Annotated in this window: 13 protein-coding genes; all 13 read left to right on the top strand. The window is 67.2% G+C overall.

Features of this window, described 5'->3' with window-relative positions:
* The 13 genes from AC07WJ_RS27625 (at window position 1) to AC07WJ_RS27565 (ending at window position 15,850) form a co-directional block, all read left to right on the top strand.
* Entirely contained in the window at window positions 1-1,068 is a 1,068-nt protein-coding gene (locus tag AC07WJ_RS27625) for an ABC transporter ATP-binding protein (RefSeq protein ID WP_494937911.1), read from the top strand.
* Between the two features lie 28 nt (window positions 1,069-1,096).
* Complete coding sequence (locus AC07WJ_RS27620) at window positions 1,097-2,413, top strand: ABC transporter substrate-binding protein (protein WP_494937910.1); 1,317 nt, start codon at window positions 1,097-1,099, stop codon at window positions 2,411-2,413.
* 55 nt (window positions 2,414-2,468) lie between these two features.
* Complete coding sequence (locus tag AC07WJ_RS27615) at window positions 2,469-3,329, top strand: carbohydrate ABC transporter permease (RefSeq protein WP_494937909.1); 861 nt, start codon at window positions 2,469-2,471, stop codon at window positions 3,327-3,329.
* Window positions 3,330-3,334: 5 nt separating this feature from the next.
* Window positions 3,335-4,162, top strand: a complete 828-nt coding sequence (locus tag AC07WJ_RS27610) for a carbohydrate ABC transporter permease (protein ID WP_494937908.1) — start codon at window positions 3,335-3,337, stop codon at window positions 4,160-4,162.
* A 6-nt stretch (window positions 4,163-4,168) separates the two neighbouring features.
* On the top strand, window positions 4,169-4,945 hold the full coding sequence (locus AC07WJ_RS27605; protein WP_494937907.1) for an SDR family NAD(P)-dependent oxidoreductase: 777 nt from the start codon (window positions 4,169-4,171) through the stop codon (window positions 4,943-4,945).
* Entirely contained in the window at window positions 4,942-6,024 is a 1,083-nt protein-coding gene (locus AC07WJ_RS27600) for a glycerol dehydrogenase (RefSeq protein ID WP_494937906.1), read from the top strand. Before AC07WJ_RS27605 ends, AC07WJ_RS27600 begins: the two co-directional genes overlap by 4 nt.
* Before the next feature lie 320 nt (window positions 6,025-6,344).
* On the top strand, window positions 6,345-6,692 hold the full coding sequence (locus AC07WJ_RS27595; protein WP_494937905.1) for a hypothetical protein: 348 nt from the start codon (window positions 6,345-6,347) through the stop codon (window positions 6,690-6,692).
* A gap of 419 nt (window positions 6,693-7,111) precedes the next feature.
* A complete protein-coding gene (locus AC07WJ_RS27590; protein ID WP_494937904.1) occupies window positions 7,112-8,710 on the top strand; it encodes a sensor histidine kinase in 1,599 nt (532 codons plus the stop codon).
* Entirely contained in the window at window positions 8,707-9,321 is a 615-nt protein-coding gene (locus AC07WJ_RS27585; protein ID WP_494937903.1) for a response regulator transcription factor, read from the top strand. The genes AC07WJ_RS27590 and AC07WJ_RS27585 overlap by 4 nt, the downstream gene beginning before the upstream one ends.
* A gap of 110 nt (window positions 9,322-9,431) precedes the next feature.
* Window positions 9,432-9,932 carry a GlcG/HbpS family heme-binding protein gene (locus AC07WJ_RS27580; protein WP_494937902.1) on the top strand — a complete coding sequence of 167 codons (501 nt, stop codon included), beginning with the start codon at window positions 9,432-9,434 and terminating at the stop codon, window positions 9,930-9,932.
* A 27-nt stretch (window positions 9,933-9,959) separates the two neighbouring features.
* Window positions 9,960-10,646, top strand: coding sequence for an ankyrin repeat domain-containing protein (locus AC07WJ_RS27575; protein ID WP_494937901.1), 687 nt, complete (start codon window positions 9,960-9,962; stop codon window positions 10,644-10,646).
* A gap of 708 nt (window positions 10,647-11,354) precedes the next feature.
* On the top strand, window positions 11,355-12,734 hold the full coding sequence (locus tag AC07WJ_RS27570) for an efflux RND transporter periplasmic adaptor subunit (protein WP_494937900.1): 1,380 nt from the start codon (window positions 11,355-11,357) through the stop codon (window positions 12,732-12,734).
* Window positions 12,731-15,850 carry a multidrug efflux RND transporter permease subunit gene (locus AC07WJ_RS27565; protein ID WP_494937899.1) on the top strand — a complete coding sequence of 1,040 codons (3,120 nt, stop codon included), beginning with the start codon at window positions 12,731-12,733 and terminating at the stop codon, window positions 15,848-15,850. Before AC07WJ_RS27570 ends, AC07WJ_RS27565 begins: the two co-directional genes overlap by 4 nt.
* Window positions 15,851-16,234: the final 384 nt, after the last annotated feature.

The following is a 16,234-nucleotide window of genomic DNA, read 5'->3' as shown; positions in this document are numbered from 1 at the left end:
ATGGCCAAGGTCAGTCTGAACCGCGTGCGCAAGGCCTATGGCGGCGTGGTCGCCGTGCATGGTTTCGATCTCGACATCCAGGATGGCGAATTCGTCGTGTTCCTGGGGCCCTCGGGCTGCGGCAAGTCGACCACGCTGCGGATGATCGCGGGGCTGGAAGAGATCACCGCGGGCACCATCCATATCGGCCAGCGCGACGTCACCGCGCTCGAGCCGAAGGACCGGAACATCGCCATGGTGTTCCAGAATTACGCGCTTTATCCGCACAAGACGATCTACGAGAACCTCGCCTTCGGCCTGCGCATCCGCCGCATGGATCCGGCCGAGATCGACGCCCGTGTGCGCAAGGCCGCGGCCATGCTCGGCCTCGACGAATTCCTGGCACGCAAACCCAAGCAATTGTCCGGCGGGCAGATGCAGCGGGTGGCACTCGGCCGCGCCTTGGTGCGCAACCCGGACGTCTTTCTGCTCGACGAACCCCTGTCCAACCTCGACGCCAAGCTCAGGGTGCGCATGCGCGAGGAGATCGCGCGCCTCCACCAGGAGGTCGGTACCAGCATGGTCTATGTCACCCATGATCAGGTCGAGGCGATGACGCTCGCCAACCGCATCGTCATCATGCGCGACGGCCATGTCCAGCAGGTCGGCCAGCCGCTGCAGGTCTATGACCGGCCGGCCAACCTGTTCGTCGCCGGTTTCATCGGCTCGCCCGAAATGAACCTGATCGAGGGGCGCGTCGCCAATGGCGCTTTCGTTTCCGGCGGGCTGACCGTGCCGCTCGGCGCCGGTGTCGCGGCGGGTGAGGGGACCGAGGTGGTGCTCGGCATCCGCCCGGAACATGTCACCGTCGCCGAGGCGCCGGGCGCGGTCGCCTTCAACATTCACGTGCTCGAACAGCTGGGGGCCCAGACCCTGTCGATCGGCGAGGCCAATGGCGTGCGCCTGCGCGTCTTGACCGAGCGCTCCGACACGCTGAGCCCCCGGCAGAGCCTTGCCATCGGCTTCCAGCCGCATCGGCTGCACCTGTTTGCCAAGTCCACCGGCGAGCGGCTCGACGCCGGCCGCTGATAACGGACGTAAAAAAGGGAGGATCATCATGACCAGCAGGACAGAAGCCGGCGGGCTCGATCGACGCAAGCTGATCAAGGGGGCCGGCGCGACCGCCGCGGCGGTGACGCTGGGGGCGCCGATCGTGCGCGCCCAGGGCAAGAAGACGCTCAGGTTTCTCAACACCGAGACCTCGATCGACAGCATTCGCGCGCTGCGCGTCGCCTGCGCCGAATATGAGCGCCAGTTCGGCACCCGCATCATCGTCGACAGCGTGCCGCTCGACGATGCCTTCACCAAGGTGACGACCTCGCTGCGCGGCGGCCAGCCCTATGACATCGCCACCTTCGCCTTTGTCGGCCATGTGCTGATCCTGGCGTCCGAAGGCCAGCTGATGCCGCTGACCGAGCTGACGGCGAAGCGGCAATGGGGCCCGAAGATCCTGTTTCCGATCAAGAACGAGGTCTATTGGTACCCCTACGACTATAATCTCGCCTGGATCTATTATCGGAAAGACCTCTACGAGGCGAAGGGCCTCAGCGTCCCCAAGACCTGGGCCGACATGCTGAAGAATTCGCAGGCCCTGACCGCCGACGGCCGGTCGGGCTCGCTGTTCCCGATCGGCTCGAACGGCGCCACCAACTGGCTGTCTCCCGGCTTCATGTGGGCCGAGGGCGTCAAGCTGTTCGACGACAAGTGGAACGTCATCATCGACAATGCCGAGATGGCGCCCAAGGTGACGGGCTATCTGGATTTCTTCGCCGAGCTCTACAAGACCATGCCGAGCGGCACGAGCCAGGCGAGCTTCGGCGAGGTCCTGAGCAATTTCTCTTCCGACAAGCTCGGCCATACCGCCTATGCCGGCCGCATCATCGAGGCGCTGGAGCGCAACTCGCCGGCGCTCGCCAGCAAATATGGCATCATGCCCTATATGGACAGCAAGGGCGCGGCCAAGGCGGTCAACCACGGCTATGACGGCTGGGTGGTGCTGAAAACCGGCAATTCCGACGAGTCGATGAAGTTCATGTCCTGGTTCACCGAGAACCACTACATCAACTTCCTGCACACCGCGCCACTGCACTTCCAGCCGCCCAGGCTCGACGTCTACGAGGACGAGCGCTGGCGTGCCCATCCCTTGATCGAGAAGCACAAGGACGCGGTCGAGACGATGCGCGGCTTCATCACCGACAAGTCGATGATCCTGACCTCGATCGACACGGAGGGGCCGGAGCCGGACCTCAGGCCCGGCAAGGTGTTCGAAGCCTTCGTCGTGCCGGAAATGCTGCAGAACCGCGTGTTGAAGAACATGTCCTCGGCCGATGCCCTGAAGGCGGCGGCGGAGAAGATGCGCAAAGTCGTCGCGTGATCGTTGACGAGACCCGGCCGGCCTTGTCCGGCCGGGTCCCTTGCGAGGGCAGGCCGTGAATTCCAAAGCAACGATCTATTCCTTCCTGGGCATCGGCCTGGTGGTGACGCTGGCGCTGATCGTGGCGCCGGTCGTCTATGCCATCAGCCTGTCGTTCTACCGGATGGATTCCTTCATCGGCACGCCGCAATGGGTCGGGTTCGACAACTATCTCGCGGTCATCAGGCTGCCTGAGTTCTGGAACGCGCTGGTCAACGGGCTGATCTATTCGGCCGGTTCCATCGTGCTGCAGCTGGTGCTCGGCATTGGTTTCGCGCTGGTGCTGAACGAGGTGTTTCCCGGCCGCAATTTCGTCCGCGGTCTGTCGATCCTGCCCTATCTCCTGCCGACCGTAGTGGTGGTGCTGACCTTCAAATGGATGGTCGACGGCTCGATCGGCATCGTCACCGCGGGCATCGCCTGGCTCGGCCTGCCGCCGGTCAACTGGTTCGAGAGCCCGGGCGCCGCCATGGCCTCGGTGATCTTCGTCAGCGTCTGGATGTGGACGCCCTTCGTCACGACCTGTTTCCTGGCGGCGCTGCAAACCGTGCCGGCTTCCCTCTACGAGGCCGCGCGCGTCGACGGCACCACCGCGATCCAGCGCTTCTTCCACATCACCGTGCCGATGCTGAAACCCATCCTGACGGTGATCGTGCTCCTGCGCGCCATCTGGATGTTCAACAAGTTCGACGTGATCTGGCTGCTGACCCGCGGCGGGCCGGTCAGCTCCACCGAGCACCTGGCGATCCTGTCCTATCGCCACGCCTTCTCGCTGTTCGACATCGGCGGAGGGGCCGCCATCGCCACCATCTCCTTCCTGATCCTGTCGGCGGTGGTCTTCGTCTATTTCCGCCTGTTCCCGCTCGAAACGGATTGACCGCCATGACCAGGTCCATGCCCGCCCGCCTGGGGCTCTATGCCGCGGCCGTCGTCATCTCCGTCTATTCGGCTTTTCCGATCTACTGGATGGTGGTGTCGAGCCTGCGCGAGCCGACGAGCCTCCTGCACAAGATCTCGCTGATGCCGGGGCCGTTCACGCTCGAATATTACCGGAACCTGCTGGAGCTGACCGACTATCCGCAGCATTTCGTCAACAGCGTCATCGTCGCGGTGGTCACCGTCGCCATCACCATGATCTTCTCGGTGATGATCGCCTATGCGGTGACCCGCCAGAGGATCCGCGGCAAGAAGCTGATCGTCGGCGCCATGCTCTACGCCTATATGTTCCCGCCGCTGCTGATCGCCATTCCGATGTTCACGATCTTCGCCAGGCTGGGCCTCAGCGACAGCCTCGCCGGGCTGATCGCCGCGCATCTGACGCTGACCTTGCCGCTCGGCGTCTGGTTTCTCTGGGGCTTCTTCAAGAACATGCCGTTCGAGCTGGAAGAGGCGGCCATGGTCGACGGCTGCACCCGGCTCGGCGCCTTCCTGCGGGTCGTGCTGCCTCTGTCGCTGCCGGGCCTCATTACGGTGGCGATCTTCTCGTTCCTGCTGTCCTGGACCGACTACACCTTCGCGCTGATCATGATCGGCTCGGATGCCAACAAGACACTGCCGGTGGGGCTCTCCTCGATGGTCGGTTCGTTCGACCTGCGCTGGGGCGAGATCATGGCCGGCTCGACGCTGATCGCGCTGCCGCTGTTCGGCGCCTTCGCGCTGCTCAGCCAGTATTTCATTCAAGGGCTGGGTGCCGGCGCGGTGAAAGGGTAGGGGACCATGGATTTCGGACTGAAGGACAAGGTGGCCCTGGTCACCGGCGCGGCACGCGGCATAGGCAAGGCCGAAGCCCTGGCGCTGGCGGCCGAAGGCTGCGCCATCGCCATCAACGATATCGACGCGGCGGCGGCCGAGCGGACCGTGCAGGAATTGCGCGAGCGGGGCACGCGGGCGGTCGCCTGTATCGGCGACGTCTCCGAACCCGCGGGCGCCGAAAAGGTGGTGCGCCAGGCGGCCGCCGAGCTCGGTGGTCTCGCCATCCTGATCAACAATGCCGGCGCCGGCGGCCGTCATCTCGGCGCGCTGGCCGAGGACATGGCGATCGACGATTTCGACATCATCCTGCGCACCCACCTGCGCTCGACCTTTCTCTGCAGCAAATATGCCGTACCGCTGATGCGCGCGGGCGGTTTCGGCCGGGTGGTCAACACCTCCTCGATGAATGTCACCGGCGGCGGCCGCCCGGGCGTCACCAATTATTCCGCCGCGAAGGCGGGCGTGATCGGCTTTACCCGGACGCTCGCCAAGGAAGTTGGCTCAGGCGGCATCACCGCCAATGCCATCGCGCCGGGTTATGTCGAGACCGAGCTGATCGCCGGCTTCTCGGCCGAGAAGCGCCAGGTGATCACCGGCCAGAACCCGCTCGGCCGGTTCTGCCAGCCGGAAGAGGTCGGCGCGCTCATCGCCTTCTTGTGTTCCGAACAAGCCGCCTTCATCAACGGTGCGCTGATCTGCATGGATGGCGGCAAGCGCGATTTCCATTGGGGGGAAGCATGACGATCCGGGCCTTCGGTGCGCCGCACCGCTATATTCAGGGACCGGGCGCGCTCGACCAGCTCGGCCCCATGCTGGCGATCCATGGCCGGCATGCCTTCGTGGTCGCCGACCGGGTCGTCGCCGGCCTTTTGAAGGACCGGCTGACGGCAGCGACCGCAGGCCATCTCGACAGCATCGCCTTCGGTGATTTCGGCGGCGAATGCACGGCGGCCGAGATCGACCGGATGACGGCCGCGGCGGCTGCCGCCGGTGCCGAGGTGATCATCGGGCTCGGCGGCGGCAAGGCGATCGATACCGCCAAGGGGGTGAGGATCGCGCGGGGCGGCGGCCTCGTCATCGTGCCGACGATCGCCTCCAACGATTCCCCGACCAGCCGGCTGGCCATCGTCTACACCGCCGAGCATGTGCTGAGCGAAGTCCGGCTGATGACGACCAATCCGGACGCCGTCATTGTCGATACCGACATCATCGTGCAGGCGCCGGTGCGGTTTTTCGTGGCCGGCATCGGCGACGCCCTGTCGAAGAAATTCGAGGCGGAACAGTGCTACCGCACCGGCGGCCTCAATTTCTACAAGGCGCGACCGCCGGAACTGGCGCTGGCGATCGCCGATCGCTGCTATGCCATCATCCGCGAGCATGGCGAGAAGGCGACCTCCGACGTGCGCGCCAGGACCGCGACCGGGGCGGTGGAAAGCGTGGTCGAGGCCACCATTCTGATGAGCGGGCTCGGTTTCGAAAGCGGTGGGCTGTCGCTTGCCCATTCGCTGACCCGCGGCTTTTCGGCGATCCCCGCGCTATCGGCGGCGCTGCATGGCGAGCAGGTGGCCTATGGCCTGCTGGTGCAGCTGGTGGTGGAGGGGCGGCCGGCTGAGTTCCTGAGCGATTTCAGGAGTTTCTATCAGCGTCTTGGATTGCCGTTGAAGCTCGCCGATATGGGTCTTTCCGGCGATGTGGCGGCCGCGCTCCAGACCATCGCCGAACGGACTATCGCGGAAGCGCCCTATATCCGACAGATCGAGGCGGAGCTGGATGGGGCGAAACTGAAGGCGGCGCTGGAGCGGGTGGAAGCGGGGATTTGAGCGGGCAGGGCGTCGGTCCTCGATCGTCGCCTTGACGGTCTTGCAGCCATTGCGTTTATTCGGGAATGGACCGCGAGGCTGTCGTCGAAGCGCGGTCACCAGCGCGGTCGGACGACCTGGGTCGCAAACCGATGAAAGTTGTGTTTGTCGCGGGTCTCGCGCTCACCTTGACGGGCTCGCCAAGTCTCGCACAAGCGCCAAGGCCTGCGGCTGGAGATGCGCCTCGGCAGACATTCTATATTTGCTCACGGGCCGGCTGCACTGTGACGGTGACGAGTGTTCGCGGCCGGGACGGCAATGCCGCTTCCGCGACGGCCCGGATGAGGGAAGCCGACGCGATTACCTTCTGCATCGAATATGTGCGTCCAAGCTGGGCGGAAGAAGGCGGCCTGCGTTGGCTGCAATCCTGCGTCCGTGACACGATGAACGAGGATGGCGGGCGCGAACATCGCCTTTCGGCCGATTGCGGGGCGGGCATCCTGACCAATCCGCGGGGCGATCGCTGGCGGCTGACAGCGGCGGCCAAGGCTGGCTCCACCGATCCGAACGGGCACTGGGAGTTGGTCAGCCGGGCGCGCCAGGCGAATGAACGCAGCCCGTTCGAGACCAATACCAGCCAGTTCGCGTTTCTCTGCCCGGCCGAGGCGGCCCGCTACAAGCTTGAGTGAAGCGTTTTGAGGTTGCGAGGCCGGTTTTGGCGATGCGCAAGACAGTGCCGCGCGCAGGCGGGGATTTGAAGCCAAGTGGTTGGGAGAAGCGCTGTCGAACCAACCCTCTCCCAAAGGGAGAGGGTGGCAGCGTCAGCTGCCGGGTGAGGGGACGTCCATATCCGGATGGGACGGTGCGCCTCACGCTTGGCACCTCAATGCGCGTCGTCCGCCGCCCCCTCATTCTGAAACCTTACGCCCCTCACCCGGCGCCTGACGGCGCCACCCTCTCCCTTTGGGAGAGGGTTGATTCTGCGGTGTTTTCTGCTCTCAGGGCGTATCAAAGGCAGGCGCTCCCCGTCCGTCGTCCACGACCCATTTGATTGTTCTCTCGCCCTATGCCTTGTTCTGCGCTTCATCACCGCGCGGCGGGAGCGCCTTTGACCGACACTGTGAACAGGGACGCATCGAGCGAGCCGAACCAGGCCAGGCGGTCGGCCTGGCGCTGGCTGGCCGGCTGGGCCGTCGCATCGCTGATCGCGGCGGCGGGCGTGACCGCCTTGCATGTCCGCGCGCTCGACGGCGCCATGCAGGCGGAAGGCCAGACCCTTCACCGGGTGATCTCGCAACGCGCCGACCAGCATGATGCGCTGCTGACCAGTCTCGGCGCCATCGTGCGGGTGCCCGGGCCGCTGCGCAGCGATCTCGTCGCGGTGCTCGCCGACAGCGTCCAGCGCTTCTATCCCAGGGTCCGCACCATCGCGGTGGTCGAGATCGGCGCGGAACCCAAGGTCTTGTTCTCGACCCATCCCGACGAGGCGAGCAATCCGGCGCCGGCCGCGGTCGCTTCACGGCTCGCGGCCGAGCCGCCGGGGCGCAGCGTCGTCTTGCCGGGCGCGGCCGGCTCCGGCGTCTACCACCTGGTCAAGCGCGCGGGCGCCGAACCGCTGGCGCTGGTCATGACGGTCGATGCCGCCAGGCTGATCGAGGCCGAGCCCGGCATGGCGACCACCGCGATCGGGCTGAGAGCCGAGGACGGCATGGCGATCATCGCGCCGGTAGCCGAGCCGGCAGCTTCGTTGTGGAGCGGGCCCGCGCTTCGGTTCGACAAGACGCTGGGCAGCCAGAGCCAGCCGCTGCTCCTGTCCCTGACGCGCCAGCTGAGCCTGGCGCAAACCGTGCCATCAGGCACCGTCGCGGCGCTTGCCGCGGCGCTCGGCCTCATCGCCTGGCTCGGCCACCGGGTCGTCGCCGAACGGCGCAAGGCGGAGGCCGCTCGCCGGCGCGCCAGCCTGAGCGCCGACGAGGCGCGGCTCGCCCAGGCAACCCGGGTCAATGCCATGGGCGAGCTCGCCTCCGGCATCGCGCATGAGCTGGCGCAGCCGATCGCCGCCATTCTCAGCCAGTCGCAGGCCGGCGCCCGGCTGATCAGGAGCGAGCCGCTCGACCGCCAGGCGGTGATCCAGGCGCTGGAGGCCAATGCCCGGCTCGCCAAGCGCGCCGGCGCCATTCTCGACCGGCTGCGCGACTATGTCAGGCCGGGCGCACCCGAGCGTCGGTCGACGGATATCGGCGCGCTCATCGGCCATGTGGTGGCGCTGATCCGCGCCGATATCGCCGGCCGGGGCGTGCAGCTGGTCGTCGGCCCGGTGGCCGCCGATGCGGTGGTGCTGGTCGAGCCGATCGCCGTCGAGCAGGCCCTGCACAACCTGATCCGCAACGCCGCCGAGGCGGTCGAAGCGCTGTCGCCCGAGCGCCGGCGTGTCGTGGTTTCCGCGGGGGTTGCCGGCGAACTGGTCGAAATCGCCGTGGAGGATCTTGGACCGGGACTGGCGCCCGAACTGGCCCAGCGCCTGTTCGAGCCGTTCCGCAGCACCAAGCCGAACGGCATGGGTCTCGGCCTGGCGCTGTCGCAGCGGCTGGTGGAAGCCAATGGCGGGCGCATCGCCGGTGTGAACCGGGCCGAGGGCGGCGCCCGCTTCACCATCGCGCTGCCGCTGCACCGGGCGGCGCCGGAGCGGCGGGAGGCCGCGGAATGACCGCGTCCTTCACCGTTTTCCTGGTCGACGACGATGTCGACGTGCGCGAGGCGCTGAGCTTCCTGCTGCGCACGGCCGGCTACAAGGTCGAGACCTTCCCGGACGCCGCCTCCTTCCTGCGCCAGGGGCCGGCCCGGCATGCCGGCTGCATCATCATGGATGTCAGGATGCCCGGCATGTCCGGCCTGCAATTGCTGGAACAGCTCGCCCGCGACGGCGACCCGCGGCCGGTGGTGGTGATGACCGGCCATGCCGACGTCAATGCCTGCCGGCGCGCCTTCAAGGGCGGGGCGATCGACTTCCTGACCAAGCCGGTCGACGAGAACGCCCTGATCGAGGCGATCGAGGGCATGCGTGCCAGGGCCGAGGCCGCCAGCGCCAAGGCGGCGGAGGCGGCGGAGGCACGCGCGCTGCTGGCGCGCCTGACGCCCAGGGAGCGCGAGGTGCTGGACATGGTATCGCGCGGTTTCGCCACCAAGGACATCGCCGAGACGCTGGCGCTGTCGCCACGCACCGTCGACACCCATCGGGCGCATCTGGCTGAAAAGCTCGGCACCACCTCGGTCGCCGAAATGGTCCGGCTGATGCTCGAGGAGGCCGCCTCTCGGTAGCGCTACGGATGGCGCTCGGTCGTGGCCCCGATCCACGGCGCCCGCCGGGCATGGCATTCCCGGTTCTCGAAGGCGGCCAGCGGGCTTCGCCTCGGAACCGGAGAACCCTGATGTCGATTTCGCGCCTGTCGATGACCTCCTGCCTCGCCGCCGCCGGCCTGTCGCTGGCAACCGCCGCCGGTGCCCAGGTGCTGAGCGAGCGCAACATGCCGCTCGGCCTCGCCCAGGAAATCGCCCAGGCGACGGTCGCCGCCTGCGCCGCCAAGAATTTCAACGTCACCGCCACCGTGGTCGACCGCGCCGGCGTCGTCCGCGCCGTGCTGCGCGCCGACCGGGCCGGGCCGCACACCGTCGATGCGAGCCGCGCCAAGGCCTATACGGCCGCTTCCGCCCGCACCGCCACGGGTGCGATCGCCGAGAATGCCGAGCGCAATCCGGCGGCCCGCCATCTCGCCTCGATCCAGGGGTTCCTTTTGCTCGGCGGTGGCGTGCCGGTGAAGGTCGGCGACGAGGTGATCGGCGCGGTCGGTGTCGGCGGCGCCCCGGGCGGCCAGCTCGACGAGGAATGCGCCAATGCCGGCATCGAGGCGGTGAAGGCCAAGCTGCGCTGACCGGTTGAAAACCAAGGGGAGGGCGGCATGCGCCTGACAGCAATGACTGCCCTCCTGGCCGGCCTGGCGCTCGGCGCCATGGCCGGAACCGTGTCCGCGCAGACGCCGCCGACGGCGCGCGAAATCGCGGCCTATCAAGGCCTGCACGCGGCCGCCGCGAGCGGCGACGCGGCGACCATTCGCCGGCTCGCCCGGACCGGGGCGAACGTCAATGGGCGCGATGCGGCCGGCCGCACGCCGCTACATGTCGCCGCCTTCCTCGCCCGCCACGACGCCATGCGGGCGCTGGTGGAAGCCGGTGCCGATCCGCGCGCGCTGGAGCACCGGCACTATGACGCGATCACCATCGCGGCGGTCAATGACGACCTGGCCACGCTGCAACTGGCCTTGGCGCTCGGCGGCGACCCGCGCGCCGTCACCAGCCCCTATGAGGGGACCGCGCTGATCGCAGCGGCCCATCTCGGCCATGACGGCGTGGTGCGCGAACTGATCCGCGCCGGCGCGCCGCTCGACCACGTCAACAATCTCGGCTGGACCGCGCTGATCGAGGCGGTGATCCTCGGCCGCGGCGGCCCGCGCCATATCGCCACCGTCCGGGCGCTGGTCGAAGCCGGCGCCAGGCGCGATCTCGCCGACCGGCAGGGCCACACGCCGCTCGAATTGGCGAGGGCGCGCGGTTATCAGGCCATGGCGGAGATTTTGGAGCGGCGGTAGCGGCGGGTGGATAGACCGACCGCCGCACCGCCTCTGGCTGCCAGCGGTGACGGCCTCACCTCCTGACCTCGCTCCGGCGGGGAGAGGTGGAGGTGGTGGTTCATGTGCATCCTGTTCGGTGTGCTGGGCAGTGGCGTTTCGATTGTGAATCCGCCGGCCGTTCCTGGCTGGTGTCGATCACCGCCTCGCCTCCTGACCTCGCCCCTGCGGGGAGAGGTCGGCGCGTAGCGCCGGGAGAGGGGGCAACGCGCGCGCCGAGGAATCTCCAGCGAAGCGCGGTGAGCCTTGTTCGGAAGCCTCGTTTCCCCCTCTCCCGGCCTTCGGCCGACCTCTCCCCGCCGGGGAGAGGTGGAAGTGGTGGTTCACGCGCATTCTGTTCGGTGGTGGCGTTTCGAAACTGAATCCGCCAGCCGCTCCAAGCCCTTGGGCGCGCATCCGGATTGGCGTGTCGATGGGCCTGATGTCGGAGATCGCGGAGACAAGGCCGCGCTCTGCACCGACGCTGCGGCAGCCCCTTTGCGTCGGCACGCTAGCCCCGCAGCCCGCCAAACCTCCCGAACAGTTGATAGATTGTGTCCAATCCGTAATCTCCGAGCCAGGATCCAGACAGCCCCCAGCGCGCTTAATCGTGATGCAGCGCAGCATCCGCGTCGGCCTCGGGCGATCTTTTTTCGCGCCGGCCGCGCCACCGCAAGGGGCATTGCGACCATGGCATTTTCAAGCGACCGGCCGGCCAGCGCCCTGCTGTCGGCCCCCGACACCGATCTGGACCAGAGCGAGCCCGGACCCGCCGAGGACCGGCCGACCGCGCATCAGGCCCGTCCGCTTCCCACCGAGGCCAAGGCGACGCCGAGCCGGCGCGACGAACCGGCAGCGCGTCCGAGCCCTCCGGCGCGCCGAAGCAAAGCCGGCCGGGCGCTGACCGGGGCGATCATCCTGCTGGTGGCCGGCGGCGGTTATGCCGGCTGGTCCTGGTGGTCGAAGGCCAAGGCTCCGCCGCCGGTAGCGGCGGTCGCGGCAAGCATTCCGGTGGAGGCGGCGACGGCGGCGAAGACCGATGTTCCCGTCTATTTTCGTGGTCTCGGCACGGTCCAGGCGTTCAATACCGTGACCATCAAGGCACGCGTCGACGGCCAGTTGCAGACGGTCGCCTTCACCGAGGGCCAGCAGGTCAAGCGTGGCGATCTTCTCGCTCAGATCGATCCCAGGCCCTATCAGGCGGCCTTCGATCAGGCGGTGGCCAAGAAGGTGCAGGACGAAGCCCAGCTCGGCAATGCCAGGCTCGACCTGCAGCGCTATACCGATCTCGCCAAGAACAATTTCGGCACGCGCCAGCAGCTCGATACCCAGCGTGCCCTGGTGGCGCAGCTGGAGGCGACCATTCGCGTCGACCAGGGCGCCATCGACGCGGCCAAGGTTCAGCTCGACTACACCACCATCGCCTCGCCGATCGACGGCGTCGCCGGCATTCGCCTGGTCGATGCCGGCAATATCGTCCATGCGAGCGATACCGGCGGCATCGTGGTGGTGACCCAGATGCAGCCGATCTCGATCGTCTTCACGCTGCCGGAAGAGGATCGCCCGGAGGTCGCCGCCGCCATGGCGGCCGGGCCGGTCGAGGTCGCCGCCCTGGCGCGCGACGGCACCGGCGTGCTCGACCGCGGCACCGTCCTGCTGATCGACAACGAGATCGACCAGGCGACCGGCACGATGCGGCTGAAGGCGACCTTTCCGAACCCGCAGAACAAGCTGTGGCCGGGCCAGTTCGTCAATACCAGGCTGCTGTTGCGCACCGAGCGCGGCGTCTTGACCATACCCTCGGCGGCGGTCGAGCGCGGCCCGGCCGGCTTCTATGCCTATGTGGTCAAGCCGGATCAGACCGTCGACATGCGCGCGCTCGAGATCGGCCAGGACCAGGACGGCGTCGCCGTCGTCAGGCAGGGGCTCGAGGCCGGCGAAAAGGTCGTCACCGGCGGCCAGTACCGGTTGCAGCCGGGGGCGCTGGTGACGGTGGCGGCCAGCAATGCCGCCGCCGCGGCCGGCGCGCCGGCCGAGGCCGCGACGGTCAGCCAGAGGGCACAGCCATGAACATCTCGGCCCCCTTCATCCGCCGGCCGGTGGCGACCTCGCTGATCATGATCGGCATTTTCCTGGTCGGTCTCGTGGCCTATCCCATTCTGCCGGTGGCGCCGCTGCCGCAGATCGATTTCCCGACCATCCAGGTGTCGGCGTCGCTGCCGGGCGCCAGTCCCGAGACCATGGCCTCGTCGGTCGCATCCCCCCTGGAGCGCCAGTTCGCCCAGATCGCAGGCGTCACCCAGATGACCTCGTCGAGCAGCCTCGGCAGCACGGCGATCACCATCCAGTTCGACCTCAACCGCAATATCGACGGCGCGGCGCAGGATATTCAGACCGCGATCTCGGCGGCGGGTGGCCAATTGCCGAAAAACCTGCCGAACAACCCGACCATCCGCAAGGTCAATCCGGCGGACTCGCCGATCCTGGTGCTGGCGGCCAATTCCGACGCCCTGCCGCTGACGACCGTCGACGACTTCGCGGAGAACGTGCTGTCGCAGCAGCTGTCGCAGATCCCCGGCGTCGGCCTGGTGACCATTGGCGGCCAGCAGAAGCCGGCGGTGCGCGTCCAGGTCGATCCGGCCAAGCTCGCCGCGCTCGGCATCGGCATGGAGGATGTCGCCGGCGTCATCGGCAATGCCACGGTCAATGCGCCCAAGGGCTCGCTCAACGGCACGACCCGCAATTTCACCATCTACGACAACGACCAGCTGACGAGCGCCGCGCCCTGGAACGACATCATCGTCGGCTATCACAACGGCGCGCCGGTGCGGGTGCGCGATGTCGGGCGGGCCATCGACGGGCCGGAAGATACCACGCTGTCGGCCTGGCAGAACGGCAAGCCCGGCATCCTCCTGATCATCTACAAGCAGCCGAGCGCCAATGTCGTCGAGACGGTGCAGGCGATCCAGGCGGCGCTGCCGCAGATCCAGGCGGCGATCCCGCCGACCATCAAGATCCAGACCATTGTCGATCGCACCCAGACCATCCAGGCTTCGGTGCATGATGTGCAGTTCACCCTGATCCTGACCATCGCACTGGTGGTGATGGTGATCTTCCTGTTCCTCAGGAGCCTGTGGGCGACCATCATCCCGGCGGTCACCGTGCCTCTGGCGCTGCTCGGCACGGCGGCGCTGATGTATGTCATGGGCTACAGTCTCGACAACCTGTCGCTGATGGGCCTGTCGATCGCGGTCGGCTTCGTCGTCGACGACGCCATCGTCATGCTGGAAAACATTCACCGCCACATCGAGGAGGGGCTCTCCCCGATGGAGGCGGCCTATAAGGGCGCCGGCGAGATCGGCTTCACCATCCTGTCGATCAGCATTTCGCTGGTGGCGGTGTTCATTCCGCTGCTGCTGATGGGCGGCATCGTCGGCCGGCTGTTCCGCGAATTCGCCATCGTGGTGACCATGACCATCCTGGTCTCGGGCGTCGTCTCGCTGACGCTGACGCCGATGATGTGCTCGCGTTTCATGCGCAGCGAGAAGGATACCCGCCACGGCCGCTTCTACCGGGTGACCGAACGCGGCTTCGACTGGATGCTGGGGCGCTACGCGGCCGGCCTCGACATCGTGCTGCGTCATCGCGGCCTGACGCTCGCCGTGTTCGGCGCCACCATCGCCGCCACCATCGGGCTCTATGTGATGGTGCCGAAAGGCTTCTTCCCGCAGCAGGACACCGGCGTCATCGTCGGCTTCGCCGAGGCCGGCCAGGATGTCTCGGCGACCGAGATGGCGCGGCTGACCCATGCGCTGACCGATGTGGTCGCCCGCGACCCCGACATCGCCAGCTGGGCGGCCTCCGTCGGCGGCACGCGCAGCACCAATACCGGCATCGTCTTCATCAGCCTGAAGCCGCGCGACGAGCGCCAGGCGACCGCCGACGAGATCATCGTCCGGCTCAGGCCGCAGCTTGCCAAGGTGCAGGGCGCCGCGCTGTTCCTGCAGGCGGCCCAGGACCTGAATATCGGCGGCCGGCTGTCGCGCACCCAGTATCAATATACCCTGCGCGACGCCGATCTCGCCGAGCTCAACCAATGGGCGCCGCGGCTGCTCGCCAAGATGCAGGCGCTGCCGCAATTGCGCGGGGTCGCCTCCGACCAGCAGGCCAGCGGCACCATGCTGAGCCTGAAGATCGACCGCGACCAGGCGGCGCGCTTCGGCATTCAGCCGGCGCTGATCGACCAGACGCTCTATGACGCCTTCGGCCAGCGCCAGGTGACCCAATATTTCACCCAGCTCAACGCCTATCACGTGGTGCTCGAGGTCGATCCGTCGTTGGTGGGCGACCCCGACACGCTGAACAAGCTCTATGTGAAATCGCCGATCACCGGCCAGCAGGTGCCCTTGTCGACCTTCGCCAAGTTCGACACCGGCGGCGTGACCTATCTGTCGATCAACCACCAGGGCCAGTTCCCGGCGGTGACGCTGTCGTTCAACCTGGCGCCCGGAGCAGCGCTCGGCCAGGCGGTCGAGGCGGTCGACAAGGCGGCCGCCGAGATCGGCATGCCGGCCTCGATCTCGGGGAGTTTCCAGGGCACCGCCCAGGCGTTCCAGGCCTCGCTCGCCAGCGAGCCCTATCTGGTGCTGGCGGCGCTGATCGCCGTCTACATCATTCTGGGCGTGCTCTACGAGAGCTACATCCACCCGCTGACCATCCTGTCGACCTTGCCGTCGGCGGGCGTCGGCGCGCTCCTGATGCTGATGGCCTTCCATTTCGACCTGTCGGTGATCGCCATGATCGGCGTCATCCTGCTGATCGGCATCGTCAAGAAGAACGGCATCATGATGGTCGATTTCGCCATCCATGCCGAACGCGAGCAGGGCCTGTCGCCGACCGAGTCGATCCGCCAGGCCTGCCTGATGCGGTTCCGGCCGATCATGATGACCACCATGGCGGCGCTGCTCGGCGCCTTGCCCCTGATGCTCGGCCATGGCACCGGCTCGGAGCTGCGGCAGCCGCTCGGCTATACGATGGTCGGCGGGCTGCTGCTGAGCCAACTCCTGACGCTGTTCACGACGCCGGTGGTCTATCTCTATCTCGACCGGTTCAATGATTGGCTGAACGGCGTGCGGGGCCATGAGCCGGCCGTGGCGCCGGGCGCCCAGGTGCATCCGGCGGAGTAGGCGAGTGGCCCACAGCGAATGGCGAATAGCGAGTGGCGAAGTGGGCATGATGCGAATGGCGTTGCGCAAACCCTCTCCCAAAGGGAGAGGGTGGCGCCGTCAGGCGCCGGGTGAGGGGCGTAACCTCTCGGGACCGCAGCTGACGCTCGCGCCGCATGCCGCCCCATCCGGACATGGACGACCCCTCACCCGGCAGCTGACGTCGGGCAGAAGCAATTGCTTCTGCCGATGCCACCCTCTCCCTTTGGGAGTGTATGGACGGGAGACATCGTGGACATTCGTTCGGAGACATCGTGGACACTGTTGGGATCTCGAAAGGAGATCTGCGATGCCGTTCACGGGGGTCTCGGTGATGGATCTGAAGCGCGAGTTCATTCGCCTGGC

The organism is Phreatobacter sp. GW821-FHT04C01 (assembly GCF_059420385.1).
The sequence above is the reverse complement of the archived record's forward strand: the minus strand, read 5'-3'. Positions and strand labels throughout refer to the sequence as shown.

Coding starts and splice junctions, on each gene's coding strand:
- AC07WJ_RS27625 (WP_494937911.1), top strand. CDS start 1: ATGGCCAAGGTCAGTCTGAACCGCGTGCGCAAGGCCTATGGCGGCGTG.
- AC07WJ_RS27620 (WP_494937910.1), top strand. CDS start 1,097: ATGACCAGCAGGACAGAAGCCGGCGGGCTCGATCGACGCAAGCTGATC.
- AC07WJ_RS27610 (WP_494937908.1), top strand. CDS start 3,335: ATGACCAGGTCCATGCCCGCCCGCCTGGGGCTCTATGCCGCGGCCGTC.
- AC07WJ_RS27605 (WP_494937907.1), top strand. CDS start 4,169: ATGGATTTCGGACTGAAGGACAAGGTGGCCCTGGTCACCGGCGCGGCA.
- AC07WJ_RS27600 (WP_494937906.1), top strand. CDS start 4,942: ATGACGATCCGGGCCTTCGGTGCGCCGCACCGCTATATTCAGGGACCG.
- AC07WJ_RS27595 (WP_494937905.1), top strand. CDS start 6,345: ATGAGGGAAGCCGACGCGATTACCTTCTGCATCGAATATGTGCGTCCA.
- AC07WJ_RS27585 (WP_494937903.1), top strand. CDS start 8,707: ATGACCGCGTCCTTCACCGTTTTCCTGGTCGACGACGATGTCGACGTG.
- AC07WJ_RS27580 (WP_494937902.1), top strand. CDS start 9,432: ATGTCGATTTCGCGCCTGTCGATGACCTCCTGCCTCGCCGCCGCCGGC.
- AC07WJ_RS27575 (WP_494937901.1), top strand. CDS start 9,960: ATGCGCCTGACAGCAATGACTGCCCTCCTGGCCGGCCTGGCGCTCGGC.
- AC07WJ_RS27570 (WP_494937900.1), top strand. CDS start 11,355: ATGGCATTTTCAAGCGACCGGCCGGCCAGCGCCCTGCTGTCGGCCCCC.
- AC07WJ_RS27565 (WP_494937899.1), top strand. CDS start 12,731: ATGAACATCTCGGCCCCCTTCATCCGCCGGCCGGTGGCGACCTCGCTG.